The 25,307-nt window shown below is 64.1% G+C and carries 24 protein-coding genes and 1 pseudogene; 13 read left to right on the top strand and 12 right to left on the bottom strand.

All coding sequences use genetic code 11. From position 1 onward, the window contains the following. Positions 1–55: 55 nt before the first annotated feature. The 3 genes from IG197_RS04490 to groL all read left to right on the top strand — a co-directional run bounded on the left by IG197_RS04490 (position 56) and on the right by groL (position 2,842). On the top strand, positions 56–670 hold the full coding sequence (locus tag IG197_RS04490; RefSeq protein WP_192317237.1) for a DsbA family protein: 615 nt from the start codon (positions 56–58) through the stop codon (positions 668–670). Between the two features lie 158 nt (positions 671–828). Further along, the gene (gene groES, locus IG197_RS04495) at positions 829–1,125 is read left to right on the top strand and encodes a co-chaperone GroES (RefSeq protein WP_018427182.1); all 297 of its coding nucleotides are present in this window, start codon (positions 829–831) and stop codon (positions 1,123–1,125) included. A 64-nt stretch (positions 1,126–1,189) separates the two neighbouring features. Then, on the top strand, positions 1,190–2,842 hold the full coding sequence (gene groL / locus IG197_RS04500) for a chaperonin GroEL (protein WP_067963396.1): 1,653 nt from the start codon (positions 1,190–1,192) through the stop codon (positions 2,840–2,842). Between the two features lie 95 nt (positions 2,843–2,937). On the opposite strand, the gene IG197_RS04505 is transcribed toward groL, so the two are convergent. Then, positions 2,938–3,696, bottom strand: coding sequence for a DeoR/GlpR family DNA-binding transcription regulator (locus IG197_RS04505; protein WP_192317239.1), 759 nt, complete (start codon positions 3,694–3,696; stop codon positions 2,938–2,940). Between the two features lie 122 nt (positions 3,697–3,818). Between IG197_RS04505 and IG197_RS04510 the strand changes: the two genes are divergently transcribed. After that, entirely contained in the window at positions 3,819–4,175 is a 357-nt protein-coding gene (locus IG197_RS04510; protein ID WP_192319568.1) for a DUF4406 domain-containing protein, read from the top strand. A gap of 223 nt (positions 4,176–4,398) precedes the next feature. Continuing rightward, entirely contained in the window at positions 4,399–5,796 is a 1,398-nt protein-coding gene (locus IG197_RS04515) for an MATE family efflux transporter (protein ID WP_192317241.1), read from the top strand. 200 nt (positions 5,797–5,996) lie between these two features. Here the strand turns inward: IG197_RS04515 and IG197_RS04520 are convergent, their stop codons facing one another. Together IG197_RS04520 and IG197_RS04525 are read right to left on the bottom strand one after the other, a co-directional pair. Then, on the bottom strand, positions 5,997–7,448 hold the full coding sequence (locus IG197_RS04520) for a patatin-like phospholipase family protein (protein WP_371746507.1): 1,452 nt from the start codon (positions 7,446–7,448) through the stop codon (positions 5,997–5,999). A gap of 72 nt (positions 7,449–7,520) precedes the next feature. After that, positions 7,521–7,835, bottom strand: a complete 315-nt coding sequence (locus IG197_RS04525; RefSeq protein WP_067966780.1) for an EthD family reductase — start codon at positions 7,833–7,835, stop codon at positions 7,521–7,523. 381 nt (positions 7,836–8,216) lie between these two features. Between IG197_RS04525 and IG197_RS04530 the strand changes: the two genes are divergently transcribed. Continuing rightward, complete coding sequence (locus IG197_RS04530; protein ID WP_067963408.1) at positions 8,217–8,396, top strand: CsbD family protein; 180 nt, start codon at positions 8,217–8,219, stop codon at positions 8,394–8,396. Between the two features lie 155 nt (positions 8,397–8,551). Here IG197_RS04530 and IG197_RS04535 read toward each other — a convergent pair whose 3' ends face one another. Beyond that, complete coding sequence (locus tag IG197_RS04535) at positions 8,552–9,331, bottom strand: TetR/AcrR family transcriptional regulator (protein ID WP_371746508.1); 780 nt, start codon at positions 9,329–9,331, stop codon at positions 8,552–8,554. On the opposite strand from IG197_RS04535, the gene IG197_RS04540 reads away from it, so the two are divergent. The 4 genes from IG197_RS04540 to IG197_RS04555 all read left to right on the top strand — a co-directional run bounded on the left by IG197_RS04540 (position 9,307) and on the right by IG197_RS04555 (position 12,733). Continuing rightward, positions 9,307–10,062 carry an NIPSNAP family protein gene (locus IG197_RS04540; protein ID WP_192317243.1) on the top strand — a complete coding sequence of 252 codons (756 nt, stop codon included), beginning with the start codon at positions 9,307–9,309 and terminating at the stop codon, positions 10,060–10,062. The two genes, IG197_RS04535 and IG197_RS04540, sit on opposite strands and share 25 nt — an antisense overlap. Positions 10,063–10,159: 97 nt before the next feature. Further along, the gene (gene fumC / locus IG197_RS04545; RefSeq protein ID WP_192317245.1) at positions 10,160–11,557 is read left to right on the top strand and encodes a class II fumarate hydratase; all 1,398 of its coding nucleotides are present in this window, start codon (positions 10,160–10,162) and stop codon (positions 11,555–11,557) included. A 203-nt stretch (positions 11,558–11,760) separates the two neighbouring features. Then, positions 11,761–12,186 carry a DoxX family protein gene (locus IG197_RS04550; protein WP_192317247.1) on the top strand — a complete coding sequence of 142 codons (426 nt, stop codon included), beginning with the start codon at positions 11,761–11,763 and terminating at the stop codon, positions 12,184–12,186. 133 nt (positions 12,187–12,319) lie between these two features. Next, on the top strand, positions 12,320–12,733 hold the full coding sequence (locus tag IG197_RS04555) for a DoxX family protein (RefSeq protein WP_182573663.1): 414 nt from the start codon (positions 12,320–12,322) through the stop codon (positions 12,731–12,733). Between the two features lie 8 nt (positions 12,734–12,741). On the opposite strand, the gene ppx is transcribed toward IG197_RS04555, so the two are convergent. Both ppx and IG197_RS04565 read right to left on the bottom strand, forming a co-directional pair. Then, a complete protein-coding gene (ppx, locus tag IG197_RS04560; RefSeq protein WP_192317249.1) occupies positions 12,742–14,277 on the bottom strand; it encodes an exopolyphosphatase in 1,536 nt (511 codons plus the stop codon). Continuing rightward, on the bottom strand, positions 14,277–16,484 hold the full coding sequence (locus IG197_RS04565; protein WP_192317251.1) for an RNA degradosome polyphosphate kinase: 2,208 nt from the start codon (positions 16,482–16,484) through the stop codon (positions 14,277–14,279). The genes ppx and IG197_RS04565 overlap by 1 nt, the downstream gene beginning before the upstream one ends. Positions 16,485–16,638: 154 nt before the next feature. Here IG197_RS04565 and IG197_RS04570 point away from each other — a divergent pair, with 154 nt between their 5' ends. Both IG197_RS04570 and IG197_RS04575 read left to right on the top strand, forming a co-directional pair. Beyond that, positions 16,639–16,887, top strand: a complete 249-nt coding sequence (locus IG197_RS04570; RefSeq protein WP_154385476.1) for a zinc-finger domain-containing protein — start codon at positions 16,639–16,641, stop codon at positions 16,885–16,887. Between the two features lie 15 nt (positions 16,888–16,902). Continuing rightward, positions 16,903–18,138 (top strand): FAD-dependent monooxygenase, encoded by a 1,236-nt coding sequence (locus IG197_RS04575; protein ID WP_192317253.1) that lies wholly within the window; start codon positions 16,903–16,905, stop codon positions 18,136–18,138. Here IG197_RS04575 and IG197_RS04580 read toward each other — a convergent pair. The 6 genes from IG197_RS04580 to IG197_RS04605 all read right to left on the bottom strand — a co-directional run bounded on the left by IG197_RS04580 (position 18,081) and on the right by IG197_RS04605 (position 24,347). Then, positions 18,081–18,794 (bottom strand): TIGR02117 family protein, encoded by a 714-nt coding sequence (locus IG197_RS04580; protein WP_192317255.1) that lies wholly within the window; start codon positions 18,792–18,794, stop codon positions 18,081–18,083. The two genes, IG197_RS04575 and IG197_RS04580, sit on opposite strands and share 58 nt — an antisense overlap. 187 nt (positions 18,795–18,981) lie before the next feature. After that, positions 18,982–19,785: an amino acid ABC transporter ATP-binding protein gene (locus tag IG197_RS04585; protein WP_305866842.1), complete on the bottom strand. Its 804-nt coding sequence runs from the start codon at positions 19,783–19,785 to the stop codon at positions 18,982–18,984. A 23-nt stretch (positions 19,786–19,808) separates the two neighbouring features. After that, the gene (locus IG197_RS04590; protein WP_067963434.1) at positions 19,809–20,966 is read right to left on the bottom strand and encodes an amino acid ABC transporter permease; all 1,158 of its coding nucleotides are present in this window, start codon (positions 20,964–20,966) and stop codon (positions 19,809–19,811) included. 10 nt (positions 20,967–20,976) lie between these two features. After that, positions 20,977–22,167, bottom strand: coding sequence for an amino acid ABC transporter permease (locus IG197_RS04595; protein WP_192317257.1), 1,191 nt, complete (start codon positions 22,165–22,167; stop codon positions 20,977–20,979). A gap of 63 nt (positions 22,168–22,230) precedes the next feature. Then, a complete protein-coding gene (locus IG197_RS04600) occupies positions 22,231–23,259 on the bottom strand; it encodes an amino acid ABC transporter substrate-binding protein (protein WP_192317259.1) in 1,029 nt (342 codons plus the stop codon). A gap of 260 nt (positions 23,260–23,519) precedes the next feature. Then, the gene (locus IG197_RS04605; RefSeq protein WP_192317261.1) at positions 23,520–24,347 is read right to left on the bottom strand and encodes a phosphatase PAP2 family protein; all 828 of its coding nucleotides are present in this window, start codon (positions 24,345–24,347) and stop codon (positions 23,520–23,522) included. 52 nt (positions 24,348–24,399) lie between these two features. Between IG197_RS04605 and metC the strand changes: the two are divergent. Continuing rightward, positions 24,400–25,281, top strand: a pseudogene (gene metC, locus IG197_RS04610) (cystathionine beta-lyase); the annotation flags it as partial. Positions 25,282–25,307 lie beyond the last annotated feature (26 nt).

Raw genomic sequence — 25,307 nt, forward strand, 5'->3', positions numbered from 1 at the left:
TTAATCATGCCCGCTCATCGTCTAGGAGATTGCGACGGAAAACAGGATCGATCGCATGCCGGACCCCTCGCCCAACCGGCGTCATATCCTCAAGCTCGTTGTGGGCCTTGGCGCGCTGGCGCCGCTGCCGCTCTGGGCCAACCCGATGCCGAGCGTCGAAGACGTCGCCTTCGACCCCGATATCCCGGTGCTCGGCAATCCCGACGGCGACGTCACGGTGGTCGAGTTCACCGACTATCAGTGTCCCTATTGCAAGCTGAGCTTCCTGCAATTGTCCGAGGTGATGAAGGAAGACACGGGCATTCGCCTGGTGCTGCGCGACTGGCCGATCTTCGGCGAGGTCTCGCGCAATGCCGCCCTGCTCACCCTGGCCGCAAACAGCCAGGGCCGTTATGCCGATGCCGTGCAGACATTGATGACCGCCCGCGAACGACTGACATTCCGCAGCACCGCCAATCTGCTTGGCGAGGCCGGCGTCGATGTCGAGCGCGCCCGCGGCGATCTCCAGGCCAGGCAGGACGTGCTTGTCGGCGTGCTTCAGCGCAATGCGGCACAGGCCAGCGCCTTCCAGCTCCAGGGCACGCCCGGCTTCCTGATCGGCAAGGCGCTCTACAAGCGCGGCATGACCTCAGACGACTTCCGCAAGGCCGTTGCCCAGGCACGCGCCTGACACCCCCAAAAACTCGCTGTCGCGAAGCTGTCATTCCCTTGACAGCCGAGGGGTGGCGGACTATCTCAGCGGCACGTTAGCACTCGCCTGGAGTGAGTGCTAACCAAGTCCGGTTCAGCCGGACCGAGGGTTCTCAACAGTTCACCGAGGAAGTTCAAATGGCAAAGTCGAAGTTCCGCCCGCTTCATGACCGCGTGGTCGTTCGCCGGGTCGAATCCGAATCCAAGACCGCCGGCGGGATCATCATCCCTGATACGGCCAAGGAAAAGCCGCAGGAAGGCGAAATCGTCGCCGTCGGCTCCGGCGCGCGCGATGAAGCCGGCAAGCTCGTCCCGCTGGACGTCAAGGCTGGTGACCGCGTGCTGTTCGGCAAGTGGTCGGGCACCGAAGTGAAGCTCAATGGCGAAGACCTTCTGATCATGAAGGAATCCGACATCATGGGCATCATCGGCTAATCGCCACCCATCCGCACCATCCAATCTGAAATTCGGGCCGTAAAGGCCCATCGAGGAGCTTAAAATGGCTGCTAAAGACGTAAAGTTCTCCCGTGACGCCCGCGAGCGCATGCTGCGCGGTGTCAACATCCTCGCCGACGCAGTGAAGGTGACGCTCGGTCCGAAGGGCCGCAACGTCGTCATCGACAAGTCGTTCGGCGCCCCGCGCATCACCAAGGACGGCGTCACCGTCGCCAAGGAAATCGAGCTTGAAGACAAGTTCGAGAACATGGGCGCCCAGATGGTCCGCGAAGTTGCTTCGAAGACCAACGACATCGCCGGCGACGGCACCACGACCGCGACCGTTCTGGCCCAGGCCATCGTTCAGGAAGGCCACAAGGCCGTTGCCGCCGGCATGAACCCGATGGACCTGAAGCGCGGCATCGACCTCGCCGTTGCTGAAGTCGTCACCCACCTCGTCAAGTCTTCGAAGAAGATCAAGACTTCGGAAGAAGTCGCCCAGGTCGGCACCATCTCGGCAAACGGCGAGAAGGAAATCGGCTCGATGATCGCCGAGGCGATGCAGAAGGTCGGCAACGAAGGCGTCATCACGGTTGAAGAAGCCAAGACCGCCGAGACCGAGCTGGAAGTCGTCGAAGGCATGCAGTTCGACCGCGGCTACCTCAGCCCCTACTTCGTCACCAACCCGGACAAGATGGTTGCTGACCTCGAAGACGCTTACATCCTCCTCCACGAGAAGAAGCTGTCGAACCTCCAGGCCATGCTGCCGGTCCTCGAGGCCGTCGTGCAGACCTCGAAGCCGCTGCTCATCATCTCGGAAGACGTCGAAGGCGAGGCTCTGGCCACGCTCGTCGTCAACAAGCTGCGTGGCGGCCTGAAGATCGCTGCCGTCAAGGCTCCGGGCTTCGGCGATCGCCGCAAGGCCATGCTGGAAGACATCGCCATCCTGACCGGTGGCCAGGTCATCTCGGAAGACCTCGGCATCAAGCTCGAGAACGTCGGCCTCAACATGCTCGGCCGCGCCAAGAAGGTGTCGATCTCCAAGGAGAACACCACCATCGTCGACGGCGCCGGCAAGAAGGCCGAGATCCAGGGCCGCGTCGCCCAGATCAAGCAGCAGATCGAAGAGACCACGTCGGACTACGACAAGGAGAAGCTGCAGGAACGTCTCGCCAAGCTGGCAGGCGGCGTTGCCGTCATCCGCGTCGGCGGTGCGACCGAGATCGAGGTCAAGGAGCGCAAGGACCGCGTCGACGACGCGCTGAACGCAACCCGCGCCGCTGTCGAAGAAGGCATCGTTCCTGGCGGTGGCGTTGCCCTGCTGCGTTCGTCGCTCGCCATCAAGGCTGTCGGCGAGAACTCGGACCAGGCTGCCGGCATCAACATCGTCCGTCGCGCTCTGCAGGCTCCGGCCCGCCAGATCGCCTCGAACGCAGGTGCGGAAGCTTCGATCGTTGCCGGCAAGATCCTCGAGAACAAGACGGCTACCTTCGGCTACAACGCCCAGACCGGCGAATATGGCGACATGATCGCTTTCGGCATCGTCGACCCGGTCAAGGTCGTTCGTACGGCCCTGCAGGACGCAGCTTCGGTTGCCGGCCTGCTGGTCACCACCGAAGCCATGATCGCTGAAGCCCCGAAGAAGGACTCGGCCGGCGGCATGCCGGGCGGTATGCCTGGCGGCGGCATGGGCGGCATGGGCGGCATGGACTTCTAAGAAGTCCAGCTCCAGAAGCTTACGGAAAGGGCGCCTTCGGGCGCCCTTTTTCGTTTTGTACCCTCGTATCAGGCTTCGGCCCGAGGCCGCGGATTCTACTCGGCGCGCAGGACCGAAACGCCGGTGTCCGCGAAGATGGCCACGCGCTCATCGGCAATTTCACCCTCGACGATCAGCGTCGAAATCTCGCCGATGCCACCGATGCGGAACGGCGACACCGCGCCAAGCTTGTCGCTTGTCGCCAGCACTGCCGTCTCGGCCGATGCTGACATCAGCTGCCTTTTGATCGCCGCCTCTTCCATGTCGCCCGTCGTCAGCCCCTCGCCGGCATGGACGCCGGTGACGCCAAGGAAGAAAAGATCGGCGCGGATGCGCGCAATCGCTTCGGCCGCCAGCGCGCCGACCGACACCATCGAGTGACGGAAGAGTTTGCCGCCGATGATGACGACGTCGACTTCTGGCCTGTCCTCCAGCGCCACCGCAATTGTCGGGCTGTGGGTGATGACGGTGCAGCGGGCCTGCACCGGAAGGTGGCGGATGATCTCCAGATTGGAGGTGCCGCCGTCGAGGACGACCGTCATGCCGTCCCGGATCATCGCAGCACCGGCCTTGCCAAGCGCCGACTTGGCAGCGGTTGCGATCTCTCGCCGTTCGGCGATCGGCACCGCCGTCGGCGACACCGGCAGCGCGCCCCCATGCACGCGCAATAGCAGGCCGTCCGCCGCCAGCTCCCTGAGGTCGCGCCGGATGGTGTCTTCCGACAAAGCGAGTTCGTGGCTGAGCTGCTTGGCGACGACCTGCCCGTCCCGGGCGAGGCGATCGAGGATCAGGCGTTTGCGTTGGCTGGTGAGCACTTCGAACGACTCCGTCAATTCAGTGATGCCACACGATATTGCACGATGATGCATGAAGCGATATTTATTTCGTGCAGATTCGTGCAATATCTGGAGATATCATGAACACCCCTGGAAAACCGCTGCTCATCCTGATTGCCGGCCCCTATCGCTCCGGCACCGGCGACGACCCGGTCAAGATGGCGGAGAATCTGAGCCGCCTCGAAAGCGTCGCCGTTCCGCTGTTCCGCGCCGGCCACCTGCCTGTCATCGGCGAATGGGTGGCGCTGCCGCTCGGGCGGCAGGTCGGCTCGCAAGGCGCCGGCGACCCGCTCTATGACGAGTTCGCCTATCCGGTCGCCGACCGGCTGCTGCATCATTGCGACGCCGTGCTGCGGCTGCCCGGCACTTCCAAGGGCGCCGATGAGGACGTGCGGCTCGCCCGGGAACGTGGACTTCCGGTCTATTTCGAGCTGTCGGAGGTGCCCGGCATGGCCTGAGGCAACCGCGCCGCGCCAGACGGCCGTGCTGTCGGGCGCGCCCGCCGCCGAGATTGACAGCCGCCATCTGCGGGCCTAGTCAGCGCCCAGGGCATGAAGGGCCCGCCGCCCGCAGCGCAAGCACGGTAAAGCCTTCACTGTGTCAGTCGAAACCGACGCATCAGACCAATGGCAATGCGGGCCCCATTTGATCTCCGTTTGATGCGCTATCGGAGACGACGAGATGACCTCCCCCGACGCTCGAGGCGCGAATGCCTTTCTGCATGCCCCCTTGCCCGGCCTGTTCCTCAGGACGGCGGCACCGATCATCCTGATCATGGCCACCAACGGCCTGCTCGCCATCGTCGATGCCTATTTCCTCGGCGAATATGTCGGGCCGGACGCGCTCGCCGCCGTGACCCTGATGTTCCCGGCCTTCATGCTGCTTGTGGCGCTTTCGACGCTGGTGGCGAGCGGCATGGCGAGCCAGCTCGCCCGCCTGCTCGGCGCCGGCGAGCGCGACAAGGCGCGGGCGACCTTCCTCGATGCGCACGGCCTTGCCCTGCTCGTCTGCGCACTGGCGATCGCTGCCTTCCTGCTCGGCGGCAAGGAGCTGGCCTTGCGGCTTGCCAACGGGTCGCGCCCGCTCGCCGAGATGGGCTACGGCTACATCTCCATCCTGATCTGGGGTGCGCCTGTGATGTTTGCGCTGTCGCTCAACGGCGACGGGCTGCGCTGCGAAGGCCGCCTCGGCATCGTCGCCGCGGCCAACCTTTTGACCTCGGTCGGCAATGCCGGCCTGAACTACGTGCTCATCGTCGGCTTCGACTATGGGGTTTCAGGCTCGGCCCTTGGCACCGTGCTGGCCCAGGCGATGGCCGTTGGGTTCGTCGTCGTCTACCGGCTGCGCGCCGGCACGGTGCTGCAATACGCAGCGGTCCCGTCGATGCGCTGGACCGCCGCCTGGCGGCCATTGCTGTCGCTTGGGGCGCCGCAGAGCCTGAGCTTCATCGGCATCTCGCTGCTCGCCGCCACGGTCATCTATTCGACCCAGCTCTGGGAAGGCGAGGCCTATGCGGCAACCGTCGCCGCCTATGGCATCATCACCCGCATCATGACCTTTGCCTTCCTGCCGATGCTCGGGCTGAACATGGCGATGCAGACGATCGTCGGCAACAATTTCGGCGCCGGGCAATGGCAACGGTCGGATGCCGGGCTGAAGCTGGGGCTCTTGCTGGCGCTCGGCTATTGCGCGCTGTTCGAGGCGGCGATGCTGCTCAGCCATGGCAGCCTCGGCGCGCTCTTCGTCGACGATCCGGCGACACAGAGCGAGGTCGCCCGCATCCTGCCGATGACGGTGGCGCTCTACATGCTGGCCGGGCCCATGATGATGTTGTCGGGTTATTTCCAGGCCATCGGCGATGCCCGCAGCGCTTTGCTGCTCAGCGTCGCGCGCACCTATCTGCTGGCCATCCCGCTGACCATCGGCCTGCCTCATCTGCTCGGCGAACGCGGCATCTGGCTGGCCTCACCCATCGCCGAGCTGCTGATGGTGCTGGTGGTCTCAGCGCTGCTGCTGCACGCAAGGGCACGGACCGGCTTCGCCTGGGGCCTGTTCCGGGCCAAAGCCGCCATGGCCTGAAACGGCGTCGAAAAAACTTCGGAATTTTTTTCGAAACCGGTGGAACCTTTCTGCCGCCCGCGCATTGAGGTGATGTCGTCGGTACCTGAAGAAGCAATTCGGACGGAACATCGAACGACGAACAGGACGCCTCCAGCACTGTCACAGGTGCGGGAGGCGTTCTTTTTTGTGCCTGCGGCGGGCCATCCGTGGCCCACGGCTCAGTTCGCGCCGCCGGAGGCGACCTGCTGTTGGTCGAGCACGCCGGCGTGCCGACGGATGTCGGCGACGGCTTCCTGGAAGCTGTCATTGACCCGAAGCGCTTCACGCCCTGCCGCAATCGTCAGGTCGACCTGTTCGACGGGCAGTTTCAGCCGCGTCGGCACGCGGTTCAGCTTTGCCTGGGCGGCAGCATCGAGGTCCTGGAATGACAGGTGCTCGACCACCAATCTGATGTCGCGGCAGTTCCAGCCGGCAAGTGTCCCGCGATAACGCCTGACCGTTTCAGCCGGCAGGCTGCAGCGATAGCGGATCAGTTCGCCGCGCCACTCGCCGACGGCAAAGGTGAGCGCGTCGAGCTGGTCGCGAACGGCAGCCGAGAAGGTCGTGTTGGTCACCGCCTCGAGCAGGTCGCCGAGGCCCGGACCGTGGATGGTCTCGCCCCAGTCGACATCGTCCTCACGACCGGCATCGGCGACGATGAACAACAAGGTCCGCAGCTTGACGGCCGCCGCCGGCGACAGCGGACCATAGGGTGTGCCGGCCGACGAACGCTCGATGGTGAAGCCGGTGATGCCGAGATTGTCGGTCAGCCCGCCATCGAGCAGCTTCACATAGTCGAGCCGGTCGGCATGCTGGTAAGCCTTCAAGGCGCCGGCATAGGCCTTGAGCCGCACCGAGGCATCGGGATCGGCAAGCGCGCGGCTCAGCCACGCAGGCTGGCTGTACCCGCATTTCGGCATGATTGCCGACAGGACGACGGGTGCAAAGACCACGGGAACCGCAGCAGATGCTGCAACCGCATCGGACAGCCTGACCTTGTCGAGATCGCTGCACAGGGCAGCGAAGGTGTCATAGGTGAACAGGAACGGCGTGCGGTTGTAGATGTCGGAGGCGTTTATCCAGACGATCGGCGCATCCGGTCGCCTGAAATTGGCATAGGTCGCGCCATTGAAAAGATTGTCCTCGAGCCATCTGGCCAGGCCGTTGCGGTCGTTGACGCCGCCATTGAGCGCCCGCGCCAGGTTGAGCGGCGAGAGCGTCGAGGTCCTGAGATAGGCTTCGGCGTCCTTGATCAGGAAGCGCTCGCGGAAATCGCGATAGTCGTCCCGTCCCCTGTAGCCGAAATAGGACGCCGCGACCGCCCCGCCCGACGCGCCTGAAATCATGCGGATGTCGTCGACGAGGCTGCGCGTCGCCGGGTGCTCGTCGATGATGGTGTCGTCGAGTTCGCGCAACACGCCATAAGCGAAGGCCGCAGCCCGCGTGCCGCCGCCGGAAAAACTCAGGCCCACCACCGTCGAGCCGTCATCGCCCATGTCGGGAATGAATTCGGGCGAGGCCTGGCCGACATGCGCGGTCAGCGTGTTGATCGGACCGACGTCGCTGGCGACGCAGCCGGCTGCCGACACTCCCGCCACCACGGCCCAGGCCGCGCGCATTGCCAACCGCATCCCCACCTCCGATGCCCGACAAGATCCGGCCGAGCCTAGCTCACCGTTTCATAAAGCGCATCCAGATTTGCCCTAGCCTTCAACGACTTCGCTGATCTGCACGATGGGGGCGATGTCGGTATAGTTGGCGACATCAGCGGCGATCTCGGCGCGGTGGGGAGCCAATGCTTCCTGGAAGGTCGCCAGGTCAGGCGAGTAGACGTGGCATGCTGCGACGAACTCCGGCGCGCTTCCGGCTTCGCGACCCGCAAGGCCCTTGTCGATCTCGTAGCGCAGGCAGGCATCGCCGAGCCGTTCCTGGAGCAGTGGCATATGACGGGTGCGGTAGTAGTCGTGATCGAAGGTCGAACCGCCATCGGCGCTATAGTAGACGCTCATCTTGATCATGGTCATGCTCCTGCCTGAACGCCTCTCCGAGCGTTCGCCGGGCCTTTCTAGCTCGCCGACTGGTGACGCGCATCCCGATTTGGTTGAGCCAGTTTGGCGAGAGCATGGTGGCTGTGCTCTTCGAAGCGGTGGCCACGGCACGGAAGTTCCTGAGTTTGCCGAGCACGCAGTCGACGATGTTGCGGCACCGACAGAAGCAGGCGCTGAGCGGCGGGCGGCGATTGCGGCTGGCCCATCAGCAGCTCCCTTCACGACCAGAACCTTGCAGCTCCCGCCAGCAGGTCATCAGCGACCCGACCAGGCAACATCGCGGCAACCGGGCGCCGGAACCGTAACGCATGCCGAACGTTATGCTGCGCCACCCACCACAGGAGATGCGACATGGTGAACAAGGATCAGGTCAAGGGCGTTGCCAAGCAGGTCGCCGGTTCGGTCAAGGAAGCCGCCGGCAAGGCCACCGGCAACAAGACGACCCAGGCCAAGGGCACGGCCGAAAAGATCGCCGGCAAGGTGCAGAAGGCCTATGGCGACACCAAGGAAAAGATCAAGAAGGCGCTCTGACCGTCAGCGAACGCCAATCGCGCAATCCCAGCCACGGACCCAGCCACGGGCATCCGGCAACTGTTGTCCCAGCCACGGCTATTCCAATGGAGGCGGCGCCATGCGCCGCCTTTTTGCTGCGGCAACGGCGCCGCCTGACATGAGGTGCCGCCTGGTCAGCCGCCTCGCCCCGTCGGATCGAAACTGACCGCACAGGACCGCAGCACAGCTGCATTTTGCACGGTCTTGGCCATCGACATGGCGCCGGAATATGTCGCGACTGCCAAGGCAGCGAAGCGATCCGGATCCGTCTGCCGATCTTCGACGCCGCTGTGCTGGTCAGCCCTGATCCTGTCGGCAATGGCCGCCTGCCAATCGGCAAAAATCCGCGCCAGTGCTGCGCGAAACTCCGGATCGGCGAGCGACAATTCATGCGCAAGGTTGTTGAGCGGGCAGCCGCGCACGAAACCCTGGCGCTCCAGTTGATCGGCGACCCCGGCAAAAACCTGTCGCACGCCCTGCCGCGCTGAAAGCGCGCCCTCGACCGGCCGGATCCAGGTTTCCGCCACCGCCGCCGCCACCCTTTCGTTGATGACAGCCAGGCCAAGCGCCTTCTTGGTTGGAAAATGGTGATGCAGCGCCCCGCCGGTCACACTGGCCGCCTGCATCAGGTCGCCGAGGCTCGTGGCGTGATAGCCCTGTGCCTGAAACTTCTCCTCGGCAACGTCCAGAAGCTTCTGGCGCATGCCTTCCGGGTCGTTCGTGCGGGTCCTTCGATCTGTCGGTTTCGCCATGTCGTTTCTTTCGGATCGCTCCCAGGCATTGCCGGCCAGAATTCCAGCCAAAAACACCAGCCAAAATAGCAGATTGACAAAACCGGGCAACCGGTCTGTTATAAAACAGGTCAACCGGTTTGTTTTAGGAGGGACATATGTCTGCAGCTTTGGGCATTTCACAAACAGCGACCAGCGAACGCTTTTCGCCTGTTGTCGAACTCAGGCAATACACATTGCATCAGGGCCAACGCGACGTGCTGATCGACATCTTCGACAGCCATCTTGTCGAGAGCCAGGAAGCGTGCGGCATGAAAATCATCGGCCAGTTCCGCGACCTCGACCGATCGGATCATTTCGTCTGGCTGCGTGGCTTCGACGACATGGCTGCCCGAAAGGCGGCGCTCGAAGCCTTTTACGGCGGACCGGTCTGGGCTGCCCACAAGGATGCGGCCAACAGGACCATGATCGATTCCGACGACGTCCTGCTGCTGCGCCCAGTCGGCGGCGGTTTCGATCTTTCGGGCAAGGCGCGCGGCATGGCTGGCCAGGTGCAGCCGGGCGCGATGATCGTTGCAACGATGTTCCACCTCCGCCCCGCATCCGAAGCCGAATTCCTCGCGCTGTTCGAAAGCGACGTCGTTCCGCTGCTTGCCCGCCTCGGCGCGCCGCTGCTTGCGATATTCATCACCGAACATGCCGAAAACACCTTTCCGCGCCTGCCCGTGCGCGACGACGTCAACGTCTTCGTCGCCTTTTCCGCGTTCGAAAACGCCGAAGCGCATGGCCGTCACCAGGCCGCTCTTGCCGCCGAGCCGTCATGGGTCGAAGGCGTCCTGCCGCGTCTTCACGGCCACCTCGCGCAACCGATCGAGCGGCTTCGCCTGATGCCGACCTCGCGCTCACTGCTTTGAACCGATTAGGATTTCGGCACGCCCCAATCTCCGCTTGAAGCGATGTGTGCAACGCGATAGGCCGATGCCCGCAACGAGATTTTTCGGAGACCTGATCGTGACAGCCCAGAAGACCAGAACCGAGACAGACACCTTCGGACCGATCGAGGTCGCCTCCGACCGCTATTGGGGTGCGCAGGCGCAGCGCTCGCTGGGCAATTTCAAGATCGGCTGGGAAAAGCAGCCGCTGTCGGTGGTGCGGGCGCTCGGCATCGTCAAGCGCGCCGCTGCCGAAGCCAACATGGCGCTCGGCCGCCTCGACCCCAAGATCGGCAACACCGTGGTTGCCGCCGCCCAGGAAGTCATCGACGGCAAGCTCGACGACCACTTCCCGCTTGTCGTCTGGCAGACCGGCTCGGGCACGCAGTCGAACATGAACGCCAATGAGGTGATCTCCAACCGCGCCATCGAGATGCTGGGCGGCGAGATGGGCTCGAAGAAGCCGGTTCATCCCAACGACCACGTCAATATGAGCCAGTCGTCGAACGACACCTACCCGACGGCCATGCACATCGCCTGCGCCGAGCGCATCGTCCACGACCTTCTGCCGGCGCTGAAGCACCTGCATGCCGCCCTCGACAAGAAGGCGCGCGAATTCGACCACATCATCAAGATCGGCCGCACCCATACCCAGGACGCGACGCCGCTGACCTTGGGCCAGGAATTCGGCGGTTATGCCGCCCAGGTTGCCTCGTCGATCAAGCGCATCGAGCTGACCCTGCCCGGCCTGCAGGAACTGGCCCAGGGCGGCACCGCCGTCGGCACCGGCCTCAACGCGCCGGTCGGCTTCGCCGAAAAGGTTGCCGAAAGCATTGCCGCCATCACCGGCATCGCCTTTGTCACCGCGCCGAACAAGTTCGAGGCGCTTGCCGCCCACGATTCGATGGTCTTCTCGCATGGCGCCATCAATGCGGCGGCCGCTGCCCTGTTCAAGATCGCCAACGACATCCGTTTCCTCGGCTCGGGCCCGCGCTCGGGCCTCGGCGAGCTGGCGCTGCCCGAAAACGAGCCGGGCTCGTCGATCATGCCGGGCAAGGTCAACCCGACCCAGTGCGAGGCGCTGACCCAGGTCTGCGTCCAGGTGTTCGGCAACAATGCCGCGCTGACCTTCGCCGGCAGCCAGGGCCATTTCGAGCTCAACGTCTACAATCCCGTCATGGCCTACAACTTCCTGCAGTCGGTGCAGTTGATGGCTGACGCGGCAATCTCGTTTACCGACAATTGCGTCGTCGGCATCGAGGCGCGCGAGGACAACATCAAGGCAGCGCTTGACCGCTCGCTGATGCTGGTCACCGCACTGGCGCCGACCATCGGCTACGACAACGCCGCCAAGATCGCCAAGACCGCGCACAAGAACGGCACCACGCTGCGCGACGAAGCGCTGGCGACCGGGCTGGTCAGCGCCGAGGACTATGACCGCATCGTCCGCCCCGAGGACATGACCCGCCCGGGCTGATTTCGGCCCCGGGGTCGATCCCCTTGAAACGGCGCGGCAGTCACCTGCCGCGCCGTTTCTTTATGTGCAGCGCAGATCGTTCGGCCGACGGCTTCGAGCAATTCATTCTAACTGTGAACGATCTGTCGACACATCCACACCTTTAGTGAACAGTCGAGATCGACTAGGTGTTGGCCATCGAATTTCAACGGAGCCCCAAGCCCATGTCCAACGCTTCCATTGCCACCGCAAAGTCCGGCCTCAGCACCAACGCTTCGGCCCTCACCCTTGCCGGCCGCGTGCTTTTGTCGATCATCTTCATCCTCGCCGGCTTTGCCAAGCTGACCGCCATTTCAGGCACCGCTGGCTGGTTCGCCAGCATCGGCCTGCCGCTGCCGACCGTCACCACCGTCGTCGTCGGCCTGGTCGAAGTGGTTGGCGGCATCGCCATCCTGGTCGGCTTCCAGACCCGCATCGCCGCGATCGTGCTCGGCCTGTTCACTTTGGCTGCCACCGCCATTGCCCATCTCGACTTCGCCGACCAGGTCCAGGTGATGTTCCTGCAGAAGAACCTCGCCATTGCAGGCGGCCTGTTCGTGCTCGCCGCCTTCGGCGCCGGCGCCCTGTCGATCGACGGCCGCCGCCGCTAAGCTGCAGAAATTCCTCCCAAGAAATGGCCCGGGCTCGTCCCGGGCTTTTTTGTGCCCTGGCCCTGACGCCGGTTCGAGACGGTGATGACATCGAAAGTGAGCCGGTGCATCCTGCGGCTGCGAGGACACCTCCATGCTGAACAGCCTGCTTCTTCTTGTCGCCAGAATTCTGATCGCCGCGCTGTTCGTGCCGGCGGGCATCGGCACGCTGTCCAACATCTCGGGCACCGCAGGCTATTTCGCCGGGCTGGGCTTTCCCTTGCCGACGCTCGTCGCGTTGGGCGTCGGGCTGTTCGAGCTGGTCGGCGGCCTGCTGGTGCTTACAGGTTTCCAGTCGCGCGTGGTGCCCGTCCTGCTCGCCGCCTTCGCGCTCGCCGCCGGCTTCATCGGCCATTACGGCCAGGGCGGCGACGACGCCGCCATGGCCTTCATGCACCAGCAGGCGCTGATGAAGGACATCGCCACCGCGGGCGGCTTGCTGGCGCTCTCAGTGGCGGGTGCCGGCGCGCTGTCGCTCGACCGGCTGCTCGCCCGCCAGCCTGTTTGACGGCGATGCTATTTGACTGAGATGCTCGGGCCGTCCTCGACCGCCAGCACCAGCTTGCGGCCGGTGACCTTGGCAAGCTGGGCCAGACGTCCCGCCGGCCGCTCGCCATAGAGCTGGCCGAACTCCGACGGGATCACCAGCGCCAACACGCCATTGCCCCTGTCTTCCCAGCGCAGCTTCGGCATCACCCCCGGCATCGAGGCCGAGAGCAGATAAACCACACGCATCATCGCGCCGAGGATGCGGGCGCGCTCGAGATAACGCGGCGTCGCCAGTTCCTTGAGCTCAGGGGCGAAGCTGTCGTTGAAGACACCGTCATGGCGGAACAGATTGGCCAGCGCCAGGAAGGCACGGCCGGGATGATCGACGCCGATGAACGAGGCATGCGCGATGATGTTGAGCGACTGGCGGCCGCGATATTCCGGATGCGCCCGCCAGCCGATGTCGGCGAGAAGGCAGGCGGCGTGACGGTAACGCGCCTCCTCTTCGGTTTCCTCGATGCCGAAGGCGGCGAAGGACTGTTTGGTCCACTCGGTCAGTTCATGGGCATGGCGCACCGAACGCGCCCGCAGCACGGCCAGCTCCTCGGCCGCCGAGATCAGCGGATCGGCGCGCTGTTCCTGCTCTTCGAGCAACGAGAACAGAAAACCCTCGCGCACGCCGAGCGCCGAGACCACGATCTTCTCCGGCTTCATCGCCGTGATGATCTCCTGCAGCACCAGCGCGCCATAAGGCAAAAGCGACCGGCGGTTCTTGGAGACGCCTTCGATGCCCTTGATCTTCTCGACCTCGCCGCGCGCCACCTGGCGCAGGAACGGCACCAGGGTCACCGGGTCCATCTGGTAGTGATGCATCACCTCCAGCGGATAATTCGAGGTGTTCATGTGCAGCCGGGCGAGGTTTCGCCAGGTGCCGCCGACGGCATAGAATGTCCTGCCCTGCCCGCCCTTGAGCAATTTGGCGCGGGCGAGTTCGGCATGCGCGATCTTGGCGGCCGTTACAGGCGAGCCCTTGGCCATGTCCTGCAACCTGAGGCCACCCAATGGCAAGGTGATGCCGTCGCCGATGGCTTCGCCCCTGACGTCGACAAGCTCGAGGCTGCCGCCGCCAAGGTCGCCGGCGATGCCGTCGGCGGGATGGAAACCCGAGATGACGCCGAGCGCCGAATAATAGGCTTCCTCGCGGCCTGTCAGCACCTGGATCTTGGTGCCCAGCACGTCCTCGGCACGCTGGATGAAGTCGGGGCCGTTGATCGCCTCGCGTGCGGCGGCGGTGGCCAGCACATACATCTTTTCCGCGCCGGCCTGCTCGGACAGCGCACGAAAGCGCCGGAACTCCTCCATCGAGCGGGTCACGCCCTCGGGGTCGAGCTTGCCGGTGGAGACGATGCCGCGGCCGAGGCCGGCGAGCATCTTTTCGTTGAACAGAAGGGTCGGCGAGCGTGCCAACCCTTCATAGACGACGAGACGTATGGAGTTCGAGCCGATATCGATGATCGACAGCGGTCGGCGGTCCTTGAGCCGGCCCTGCGAAAGCTGCGCCATCAGCCGGCCGCCGCCTCCGCCTTCTTGCGACGCTTGAACTGGGCAATGCGTTTGGGCGCGTGAGACTTCAGCGCGTCACCCCGTCCGGAGAGGCTCGGATTGGTCATGAAATATTCCTGCGCATTGAACGGCTCTTCGCCCTCGTCGAGCGTTATCCGCCGCGAGGTTCCATCCGCCAATACTTCGAAACTTTGCTGGTTGTCCATGATATTTCCCAGCATGACCTGACCCAGCACCTGCTCGTGCACGGTCGAATGTTTGGCGATCGGCACCATGGTTTCGACGCGCCGGTCGAGGTTGCGCGGCATCAGGTCGGCCGAGCTGATATAGACGATCGCCTCGTCCGACGGCAGGCCGTGGCCATTGCCGAAACAATAGATGCGGCTGTGCTCGAGGAAACGGCCGACGATCGACTTGACGCGGATATTCTCCGACAGGCCGGGAACCTGCGGCCTGAGGCAGCAGATGCCGCGCACCACCAGGTCGATCTCGACGCCGCTGCGGCTGGCGTCATAAAGCGCGTCGATGACGTCGGGATCGACGAGCGAATTCATCTTCATCCAGATCTGCGCCGGCCGGCCGGCGCGGGCATGCTCGACCTCGTCGGCGATGTGCTTGAGGATGCGGCTGCGCAGCGTGTAGGGCGACAGTGCGATGCACATCTCGTCGGCCGGCTCGGCATAACCGGTGATGAAGTTGAAGATATGCGCCACATCACGCGCGATCGCCGAATCGGTGGTGAAGAAGGACAGGTCGGTATAGATGCGCGCGGTGATCGGGTGGTAGTTTCCGGTGCCGAGATGGACGTAGTTGCGCAGGCGGCCGTCCTCGCGGCGCACCACCAGCGACATCTTGGAGTGGGTCTTGAGTTCGAGGAAACCGAACACCACCTGCACGCCGGCGCGCTCGAGATCGCGGGCCCAGCGGATATTGGCCTCCTCGTCGAAACGCGCCTTGAGCTCGACGAGTGCGGTCACCGACTTGCCGGCCTCGGCGGCGTCGACAAGGGCGCGCACGATCGGGCTGTCGTTGGAGGTGCGGTAAAGCGTCTGCTTGATCGCCACCACTTCCGGATCGATCGCCGCCTGGCGCAGGAACTGCACCACCACGTCGAACGATTCATAAGGATGGTGAACGACAAAATCCTTCTCGCGGATCGCCGCGAAACAGTCGCCGCGATGGTCGCGGATGCGCTCGGGGAAACGCGGATTGAAGGGCGGGAACTTCAGGTCGTCACGGGCGATCGAGACGATCTCCGAGATCTGGTTGATCGCCAGCGGCCCGCTCAGCACGCTGACGCGGTTCGAGGCGACACCCAGTTCGCTGGCAACGAACTCGCGCAGCTCGGCCGGCATCAGGCTGTCGAATTCGACGCGGATCACCGAGCCGCGGCGGCGGCGCTTGAGTGCCGTCTCGAACAGCCGGACGAGATCCTCGGACTCTTCCTCGACCTCGATATCGCTGTCGCGGATGATCTGGAAGGTGCCCGAGCCCTTGACCTCATAGCCGGGGAACAGCTTGCCGATGAACAGGTTGACCGTTTCCTCGATCGGGATGAAACGCACCGAGCGCTTGCGGTCGGGCAAGCGGATGTAGCGCTTGAGGGCGACAGGGAGACGCAGCAGCGCCGTCATCTCCTCGCCGCTCTTGCGGTGGCGCAGTTGCAGGGCGATCGAGAAGCCGAGATTGGGGATGAAGGGGAACGGGTGCGCCGGGTCGATCGACAAAGGCGTCAGCACCGGGAAGACCTGCTCCATGAAATGATCTTCGAGCCACTTGCGCTCTTCCTTGGTAAGATCCGCCGAGGCGATGGTCTCGATGCCTTCGAGCTTGAGCAGCTCGAGCAGGCTGGCGAGGCTTTTCTGCTGGTCTTCCTGCAGTCGCTCGACCTCGTGCAGCAGCTGGTCGAGCTGCTGTTCCGGCGTGCGGCCGTCGGCGCTGCGGATGGTGATGCCTTCGCGCACCTGCCCGGCGAGACCGGCGACGCGGACCATGAAGAACTCGTCGAGATTGCCGGCCGAGATCGACAGGAAGCGGACGCGTTCGAGCAGCGGATGGTTGGGGTTCTGCGACTGCTCGAGCACCCGCCTGTTGAACTGCAGCCAGGAAAACTCGCGGTTGACGAAGCGGTCCGGATTGCCGTCGACCGCGCCGGTCGGCGACTTGTCGTTGACGAAATCGGTATGGACCGGTTTCAGCTGATTCATTTGGACAACCCTTCCCCACTGCCGCGTTCCGCCGCTTATCCGGCTCAACTTATCCTCTGACAGGCAATTGCGACAGTTTCATTTCAGCGTCTTGCAAAGCCGCCGCTTATGATACAAACGCTCTGCAATAAGGGTCCTCAGAAGGGAAAATACCATGGCCGGTGGCTCCATCCCCCACTTCCAGAACGACGCTGGACATGCCGTGATCGAGATCGGCGTCAAGGAGTTCATGTGCGTGGGCGCCAAGGCTCCGTTCGACCATCCGCATGTGTTCCTCGACATGGGCGCCGATTCCGAGAAGGTCTGCCCCTACTGCTCGACGCTGTACCGCTACTCCGCCAAGCTGAAGGCCACCGAGACCCTGCCGGCGGGCAGCCTCTACGCCATCGACCGCGCCGCCTGAGGCCCAGGCACGATCATGCAGTCGCCGCCGGTCGTCATTGCAGGCGCCGGCATCGCGGGGCTGACCGCCGCCCTTGCCTTTGCCCGGCACGGCGTCAGTGTCCACGTCCATGAACGTTCACCGGTGCTCGAAGAAGTCGGCGCCGGTCTCCAGCTTTCTCCCAACGCCACCCGCATTCTCGACCGCCTCGGCGTGCTCGATCTGGTCAGCAGGTCTGCCGTGCGGCCCGAGGCGGTGGTGCTGCGCTGCGCGGCAAGCCTGATCGAGCGCGGCCGCGTGCCGCTGGGTGCTGCGGCCGAACGCCGCTGGAAGGCGCCTTACCTCGTTGCCCACCGCGCCGATCTGCAGTCGGCGCTGCTCAGCCGCGTCAGCGAAAGCCTGCTGATCTCGGTCGCCACCGGATCGACGGTCGACACGGTCGAGCCCAGGGCGGACGGCCTCAGCATCTCGATCACCCAGGACGGCATCGCGTCACAGCAAGAGGCCGGCCTGTTCGTTGCCGCCGACGGCGTCTGGTCGGCCAGCCGGCGCCTTGTCGGCCCGCATGAAAAGAGCCGGTTCTCGGGCGAGCTGGCCTGGCGCACGACGATCCCGGTCGACAGCGAGCTGGGCCGGCAGTTCGCCGGAGTGACATCGCTGACGACTGTCACGACCTTCCTGCATCCGGGCTTCCACCTCGTCGCTTATCCGGTCCGCGCCGGCCATGCGGTCAATCTCGTCGCTTTCACCCCCGGCACGGCAATTTCCGAGCAATGGTCCGGTGAAACCGATGCCGGCGCCCTGGCCCGCGCCATGCAGGGCACGGCCCCGGCACTCTCCCGGCTTGTCCAGGAGGCCGGGCCGTGGACGGTGTGGCCGCTGCACACTGTCGATGCCTCCCGTCCCTGGACCTCGGCATCCGGCATCGTGCTGATCGGCGATGCGGCGCACGCCATGACACCCTTTGCCGCCCAGGGTGCCGCCATGGCGATCGAGGATGCCTGGACGCTGGCCGACGCCGTGCTCGCCGCCCAGAACAAGGCGGATGCGCTGCAACAGTGGGAAGCGGCGCGCAAGGCGCGTGTCGCCAGGGTGGCGCGGCGCGGCGCGCTCAACCATTTCGCCTGGCATGCGAGCGGGCCGGTGGCGCTCGCCCGCAACCTGTTCCTCAGGTTCAAGTCGCCGGCGAGCCTCGCCGCCGACATGGACTGGCTTTATGGCTGGACGCCGCCGGGCTGGTCGCCGCCTGGATCATCCGACGACCGGTTGTAGAGGCCGAGCGAAAAATTCAAGGTCGCCGGCAGCGGGTTCCACCAGCCTGTCGTCAAGCCGGCTTCCCGGAGTGCCGCCGCCGTCCAGGTGTTGCAGCCGGCGAGTGCGTTGAACTTGCCATGGGCATCGAAGAAGCCGTCATATTCGCCATAGGCTACCCCGAAAATGCGCTGAACGGCCCCTTCGTCGCGCACGAAACTGCGCTCGATGAAGTCGAGCATGGCGGCAAAACCCGCCTCGCCGAGTTCGAAACGCTGGACGGCGGGCTGAGGCAGGTCGACATCGCCGGCGAGGTCGACATGCATGACCGAATTGTCGAGGGTCAGCGCCGCAAACACCGGGCCGGGCTTCAGCTCCGACCAGGTCGGCGTGCCGATATAGAAGGCCTTGCTGCCCCAGCCGAACACCAGGTAACGCGCCGCCGGCAGGTCGGCCTGGATGCCGGCGTCGAGCAGGAAGCCGAATTTCTGCAGCACGGCATCGTCGATCGGCACGGCGATGTCGGTGTGGATCGGGTTGGTGAAGACGAGGATATGACGGGGTGCGGCCTGATCGTCAGCACGCCCGAACAGCGGCCGCGGCACCAGCGTGCCCAGGGCCACCGCCGCCACGGCCACAAGCACGACAGCGCCGAGCAGACGTAGAATTCTTTTCAACCGGTCCCGTCCCCGCTTCGGTCCAGCAGTAGCAACAAAAAAGCCCGGCCAAAATACGACCGGGCTTTTTGATCTTGCGGCAGGTCCCTGGAGAATTTCCGCTTTTCTTCGAATCGCGGAAACTCTCTAGAACCTTGTTGTTGCGCAATTCCTAGGGAAAACCGCCGCACACTTTCCTGGAATTGCGCTAGTGCAGGATCTGGCTCAGGAACAGCTTGGTGCGCTCATGGCGCGGATGGTCGAAGAACTCGCTCGGCGTGTTCTCTTCGACGATCTGGCCCTGATCCATGAAGATGACGCGGTTGGCGACCTTGCGGGCGAAACCCATTTCGTGGGTCACGCACAGCATGGTCATGCCCTCTTCGGCGAGGCCGACCATGGTCTCCAGCACCTCCTTGATCATTTCCGGATCGAGCGCCGAGGTCGGCTCGTCGAACAGCATGATGCGCGGGTTCATGCACAGCGAGCGGGCGATCGCCACGCGCTGCTGCTGGCCGCCCGACAGCTGGCCCGGATATTTGTTGGCCTGCTCCGGGATCTTGACGCGACGCAGGAAGTGCATCGCCTGCTCCTCGGCCTGCTTCTTCGGCGTCTTGCGCACCCAGATCGGCGCCAGCGTGCAGTTCTCCAGGATCGTCAGATGCGGGAACAGGTTGAAGTGCTGGAACACCATGCCGACTTCGCGGCGGACCTCGTCGATCTTCTTGAGATCGTTGGTCAGCTCCTTGCCGTCGACGATGATCTTGCCCTTCTGGTGCTCTTCCAGACGGTTGATGCAGCGGATCATTGTCGACTTGCCCGAGCCGGACGGACCGCAGATGACGATGCGCTCGCCGCGCATTACCTTGAGGTTGATGTCCTTGAGCACGTTGAACTCGCCATACCACTTGTGCATGCCGACGATGTCGATGGCGACGTCGGTATCGGAGATGTGCATCTTGGCGCGATCGACCTTGATCTCGTCGGCGCTGACTGCGTTTTCTATGGCCATGGGCCGTTCCCTTTTGTTGTTCGTTATCGCTTGTGCCCGGTGTCGAGGCGATGCTCCATATAAATGGAATATCGCGACATTCCAAAGCAGAACATCCAGAACACCAGCGCCGCAAAGACGAGCCCTGATGCCGGGGTCTGGGGCGAAGCCCAGGCCGGATCCGAAAAGTTCTGCCTGACGACGCCGAGCAGGTCGAACATCGAGATGATGTAGACCAGGCTGGTGTCCTTGAACAGGCCGATGAAGGTGTTGACGATGCCCGGGATGACCAGCTTCAGCGCCTGCGGCAGGATGATCAGTCCGGTCTTCTGCCAATAGCTGAGGCCGAGCGAATCGGCCCCTTCATACTGGCCCTTGGGGATCGCCTGCAGGCCGCCGCGCACCACCTCCGCCATATAGGCCGAGGCGAACAGCGACACACCGATCAGCGCCCGCAGGAACTTGTCGAAGCTGACGCCGGCCGGCAGGAACAGGGGCAGCATGACGCTGGCCATGAACAGCACCGTGATCAGCGGCACGCCGCGCACCGTCTCGATGAAGATGACGCTGAGCATCTTGACGACAGGCATCTTCGAGCGCCGTCCGAGCGCCAGGAGGATGCCGAGCGGCAGCGACACGACGATGCCGACATAAGACAGGGTCAGCGTCACCAGCAGGCCGCCCCAGAGCGGGGTCTCGACATGCGGCAGGCCGAAGAACCCACCGATCAGCAGGAAGGCCGCGACGATCGGAAACACCACCAGGAACAGGAATGCGTTCAGCCCCTTGCGCGGCACCCGGGGGATCAGCAGCGGCACCAGAAGCGCCACGAACATGATCGCCACCAGAATGACGCGCCAGCGCTCCTCGATCGGATAGCGGCCGAACATGAACTGGCCGAACTTGGCGTTGACGAAGGCCCAGCAGGCGCCGGACCAGCCTTCCGGCTGGATGCCGCCCTGGGCGACGGTCGAGCAGAAGGTCCGGTCGGTGCCGGTCCATTGCGCCTGGACCAGCGCCCAGTCGACCAATGGCGGCAGGATCATGATCACGATGATCATGCCGATGATGGTCAGCACCGAATCGAACGGGTTGGCGAACAGGTTCTTGCGAATCCAGGCCACCGGCCCGCGCTCGCGAAGCGGCGCTGGTTGCGGCAGCGCCATTTCGGTGCGGACGTAATGAAGGTCGTTTTGCGACATGTCCGCCTCCTTACCTTTCCACCAATGCCATCTTGGCATTGAACCAGTTCATGAAGGCCGAGGTGATCAGGCTGAGGCCGAGATAGACGACCATCCAGATGACCACGATCTCGATCGCCTGTCCGGTCTGGTTGAGCACCGTTCCACCGACGGCGACCAGATCCGGATAGCCGATGGCGATCGCCAGCGACGAGTTCTTGGTCAGGTTGAGAAACTGGCTGGTCAGCGGCGGGATGACGATGCGCATCGCCTGCGGCACCACCACCAGCCTGAGCGCCTGGCCGGAGCGCAGGCCGAGCGCCGAGGACGCTTCGGTCTGGCCCTTGTTGACGCCGCGAATGCCCGCCCGCACGATCTCGGCGATGAAGGCTGCGGTGTAGAACGACAGCGCCAGATAGAGCGACAGGAACTCGGGCTTGATCTGCAGGCCGCCGGTCAGGTTGAAGGTCGACTTCTGCGGCAGGTCGAAGCTCAGCGGAAAGCCGGTGGCGACAAGCGCCAGAAGCGGCAGTCCGACGATCAGGGCCAGCGAGGTCCAGAACACCGGGAATGTCGCACCCGTTGCCATCTGCCGCTGCCTTGCCTGCCGGGCGACGAACCACGACATGGCGATGCCGAGCAGGAGGGCCACGCCGATCAGCCACGCGCCTTCGCCCCAGACCGCCTTGGGGAAATAGAAGCCACGGCTGTTGAGATAGGAACCGAAGGGCAGCTCGATGCTCTCCTTCGGCAAGGGCAGCACGGAAAGCACGCCGAAATACCAGAAGAAGATGACCAGGAGCGGCGGGATGTTGCGGAACAGCTCGACATAGACGGTGCAGATCTTGCGGATCAGCCAGTTGTTGGACAGCCGTCCGATGCCGATCAGGAAGCCGAGAATCGACGCCGTGACGATCCCGGCGCCGGCCACGACCACGGTGTTGATCAGGCCGACGAGCAAGGCGCGCTTGTAGGTCGAATCGGAATCGAACTGGATCAGCGTGTCGCTGACGTCGAAACCGGCGCGGCCGTTGAGAAAGGCGAAACCCGAGGCGATGTTGGCGCGCTTGAGGTTTTCGATCGTGTTGCCGATGATCCAGTAGACGAAGGCGGTGAGCGCAACGACCACCAGGATCTGGAAGAAGATGCCGCGCACCTTCGGGTCGTAGAGCAGCGACGCGCGGCCGCCCCCTACGTCTTGGGGAATGTCCTGCGTAGCCATCGGAAGTCCCTTCAAAAGAGGAGCCGGAAGGCGGCAGCGCCGCCCTCCGGGTGAGACTTCGGATCAGCGGATCGGCGGTGCGTACTGCAGGCCGCCCTTGGTCCAGAGCGCATTGATGCCGCGGGCGATCTTCAGCGGGCTGCCCTGGCCGACATTGCGTTCGAAGACTTCGCCGTAATTGCCCACGGCCTTGACGATGCTGACGACCCAGTCGTTGCCGAGGCCGAGATCGGTGCCGATCTTGGTGTCGGCTTCGGTGCCGAGCACGCGCTTGACCTCGGGGTTACCCGACGCCTTCATCTCTTCGACATTTGCCTGGGTGATGCCGAGTTCCTCGGCGGTCAGCAGCGCGAAATAGGTCCACTTGACGATGTGATACCACTTGTCGTCGCCCTGGCGCACGGCAGGTCCGAGCGGCTCCTTGGAGATGATCTCCGGCAGCACGACGTGATCGTCCGGCGCGCCCAGCGTCAGGCGGATGCCGTAGAGGCCCGACTGGTCGGTGGTGTAGACGTCGCAACGGCCGGCGTCATAAGCGGCGTTGACCTCTTCGAGCTTCTCGAAGACGACCGGGTTGTACTCCATCTTGTTCGCCTTGAAGTAGTCGGCGAGATTGAGTTCGGTCGTGGTACCCGTCTGCACGCAGACGGCGGCGCCCGAAAGCTGCAGCGCGGAATTGACGCCCGGCAGCTTCTTGGCGTTGATCATGAAGCCCTGGCCGTCGAAATAGGTGACGCCGACGAAGTTGAGACCAAGTGCGGTGTCGCGATTGATGGTCCAAGTGGTGTTGCGCGACAGCAGGTCGATTTCACCCGACTGCAACGCGGTGAAACGCTCCTTGGCGGAGAGCGGCGTGAACTTGACCTTGGTGCCGTCACCGAACACGGCAGCGGCCACCGCGCGGCAGAAATCGGCGTCCAGACCCTGCCAGTCGCCCTTGTCGTTCGGTGCCGAGAAACCGGCCAGGCCGGTGCTGACGCCGCATTGCAGGAAGCCCTTTGCCTTGACGTCCTCAAGGGTGCCGGCAGATGCGGCCGTCGCCACCATGCCGAGCGTGGCTGCCCCGAGAATGCCTGAAATGATGTACTTCATGACCCACGAACCCTTCTGTTTTTTACAGGCTTTTTTTGCCTGCCTTTTTGAATTGTGAACTCAGCATCCCCTACCCGGCCCAAATCCGGATTGCGCGTCCTGTCCGGCGCACATTGCTGCAGTCCGGTTCACGGATGCATCGAAGGCGATAATTCTTGTGAGGTCAAGCAATAAAGGCCCGCTGCCGCCGGCTGCGCCTTTAGTATTAGAAATCAGCGGCAATGATTGCTGCGGCCGGTCTCGGCTTCACTTCGAAGACGTCAGCGGGCGGCGCGTTTTCGTCTGCCAAAACCGACAGCCGCCGGCAGCAGCTTTCCCGCCACCAGCCTGAAGCCGACCCGCCGCACGGCGAAGAATCGGGCGGCGACGATGGTCACGATCAGGCCGAACAGGAAGCCGGCGGTGATGTCGGAGGGATAATGCGCCGCTGCCGGAATCCTGAGCGCCGACAGCGCCAGACCGACGATGCCGATCGGCAGCCAGTGACGCGGAAACCAGATCATCAGGATCGCCGCCACGGTGCCGATTGTCGTGGCGTGGCCGGAGGGAAAGCTCGAGGAATAACGCGTCACCACGAAGGGGTCGAAATGATAGGCGCCATATTCGCCATAGAAGGCCGGCCGGGCGCGGCCGAAGAACAGCTTGACGATGTTGACGGCAATGCCTGTGAAGGCGACCATGCCGAAGACGAAGGCGGCTTGGCCGAACAGCGTCACCAGCCGCGCCTTCACGCCGTGACCGACGCCGCGCCAGTCGGCGGCGGCGGTGGCGAGATAGACCAGCAAGGCGGGCACGAGATACCATTCCGACTTGCCGATATCGCTCAGCCAGGCGAGCCAGGCGGTGAAGCCGTTGCGGTTGCTGAGCATGAAGTTCATCGCCGCCGAATCGATGATGAACAGAAGCGCGACGCAAACGGCGCCGCAGAAAAGCAGCAAGGTCAGCCCGCGTGGCCACACCGGCTGCGGCGCGCCAACGGGGCGGCGCCGGATGCGGCGCGAGGAAAACGCCACCGTCTCCCACAGCCGACCCAGGAAACCTGCCGGCCAGATCTGGCCCAGCCGAACGGGCGCCTGCGGCGGTTGCACGGCTCGGGGCGTCGCTTTATGGCTGGCGTCTTCACTGAAAGGGTGCGGATTCATGACTCGTGACAATGGCAGGATCAAAGGCGTCAACACGCGGCTGACGCATTCCGGGCACGATCCACACGGCTTTCATGGCTTTGTCAATCCGCCGGTCGTGCACGCCTCGACGGTTCTGTTCCCCAACGCTGCGACGATGGCCGGGCGTGCTCAAAAATACACATATGGCACGCGCGGAACGCCGACCAGCGACGCGCTGTGCCACGCCATCGACGAGCTCGAAGGCTCGGCCGGCACCATCGCCGTGCCCTCTGGGCTGGCCGCGGTGACGATCCCCCTGCTCGGCTTCCTGTCGTCGGGCGACCACATCCTGATCACCGATTCCGTCTATCTGCCGACCCGCCATTTCGCCGACACCATGCTCAAGCGCCTCGGCGTCGAGGTCGATTACTACGATCCGCATGTCGGCGCAGGCATCGCCGCTCTGATCAAGCCCAACACCAAGGTGGTGTTCACCGAATCGCCTGCGTCCAACACCTTCGAGATCCAGGACATTCCGGCGATCTCCAAGGCAGCGCATGAAGCGGGCGCCATCGTCATGATGGACAACACCTGGGCGACGCCGCTCTATTTCAAGGCGCTCGACTTCGGCGTCGACGTCACCATCCATGCGGCGACCAAATATCCGGCCGGCCATTCGGACGTCTTGAGCGGCACGGTGTCGGCCACTGCCGCCTGCTGGCCGAAGCTGCACGACGCCTATGTCACGCTCGGCTGCTGTGCCGGCCCCGACGATGTCTACCAGGTGCTGCGCGGCCTGCGCACCATGGGCGTGCGGCTCGCCCATCACCAGAAGAGCACGCTCGAGATCGCGCGCTGGCTCGAAGGCAAGCAAGGTGTCGCCCGCGTGCTGCATCCGGGCCTCGAAAGCCACCCCGACCAGGGGTCTGAGTAGCAACGGAACAG

The organism is Aminobacter sp. SR38 (assembly GCF_014843375.1).
In the GTDB taxonomy this organism is placed as follows: domain Bacteria; phylum Pseudomonadota; class Alphaproteobacteria; order Rhizobiales; family Rhizobiaceae; genus Aminobacter; species Aminobacter ciceronei.

Excerpts from the sequence above, each read along its gene's own strand:
- IG197_RS04490 (WP_192317237.1), top strand. The coding sequence starts at position 56 with ATGCCGGACCCCTCGCCCAACCGGCGTCATATCCTCAAGCTCGTTGTG.
- groES (WP_018427182.1), top strand. The coding sequence starts at position 829 with ATGGCAAAGTCGAAGTTCCGCCCGCTTCATGACCGCGTGGTCGTTCGC.
- groL (WP_067963396.1), top strand. The coding sequence starts at position 1,190 with ATGGCTGCTAAAGACGTAAAGTTCTCCCGTGACGCCCGCGAGCGCATG.
- IG197_RS04515 (WP_192317241.1), top strand. The coding sequence starts at position 4,399 with ATGACCTCCCCCGACGCTCGAGGCGCGAATGCCTTTCTGCATGCCCCC.
- IG197_RS04520 (WP_371746507.1), bottom strand. The coding sequence starts at position 7,448 with ATGCGGTTGGCAATGCGCGCGGCCTGGGCCGTGGTGGCGGGAGTGTCG.
- IG197_RS04525 (WP_067966780.1), bottom strand. The coding sequence starts at position 7,835 with ATGATCAAGATGAGCGTCTACTATAGCGCCGATGGCGGTTCGACCTTC.
- IG197_RS04530 (WP_067963408.1), top strand. The coding sequence starts at position 8,217 with ATGGTGAACAAGGATCAGGTCAAGGGCGTTGCCAAGCAGGTCGCCGGT.
- IG197_RS04540 (WP_192317243.1), top strand. The coding sequence starts at position 9,307 with ATGTCTGCAGCTTTGGGCATTTCACAAACAGCGACCAGCGAACGCTTT.
- IG197_RS04550 (WP_192317247.1), top strand. The coding sequence starts at position 11,761 with ATGTCCAACGCTTCCATTGCCACCGCAAAGTCCGGCCTCAGCACCAAC.
- IG197_RS04555 (WP_182573663.1), top strand. The coding sequence starts at position 12,320 with ATGCTGAACAGCCTGCTTCTTCTTGTCGCCAGAATTCTGATCGCCGCG.
- ppx (WP_192317249.1), bottom strand. The coding sequence starts at position 14,277 with ATGGCGCAGCTTTCGCAGGGCCGGCTCAAGGACCGCCGACCGCTGTCG.
- IG197_RS04565 (WP_192317251.1), bottom strand. The coding sequence starts at position 16,484 with ATGAATCAGCTGAAACCGGTCCATACCGATTTCGTCAACGACAAGTCG.
- IG197_RS04570 (WP_154385476.1), top strand. The coding sequence starts at position 16,639 with ATGGCCGGTGGCTCCATCCCCCACTTCCAGAACGACGCTGGACATGCC.
- IG197_RS04575 (WP_192317253.1), top strand. The coding sequence starts at position 16,903 with ATGCAGTCGCCGCCGGTCGTCATTGCAGGCGCCGGCATCGCGGGGCTG.
- IG197_RS04585 (WP_305866842.1), bottom strand. The coding sequence starts at position 19,785 with ATGGCCATAGAAAACGCAGTCAGCGCCGACGAGATCAAGGTCGATCGC.
- IG197_RS04590 (WP_067963434.1), bottom strand. The coding sequence starts at position 20,966 with ATGTCGCAAAACGACCTTCATTACGTCCGCACCGAAATGGCGCTGCCG.
- IG197_RS04595 (WP_192317257.1), bottom strand. The coding sequence starts at position 22,167 with ATGGCTACGCAGGACATTCCCCAAGACGTAGGGGGCGGCCGCGCGTCG.
- IG197_RS04600 (WP_192317259.1), bottom strand. The coding sequence starts at position 23,259 with ATGAAGTACATCATTTCAGGCATTCTCGGGGCAGCCACGCTCGGCATG.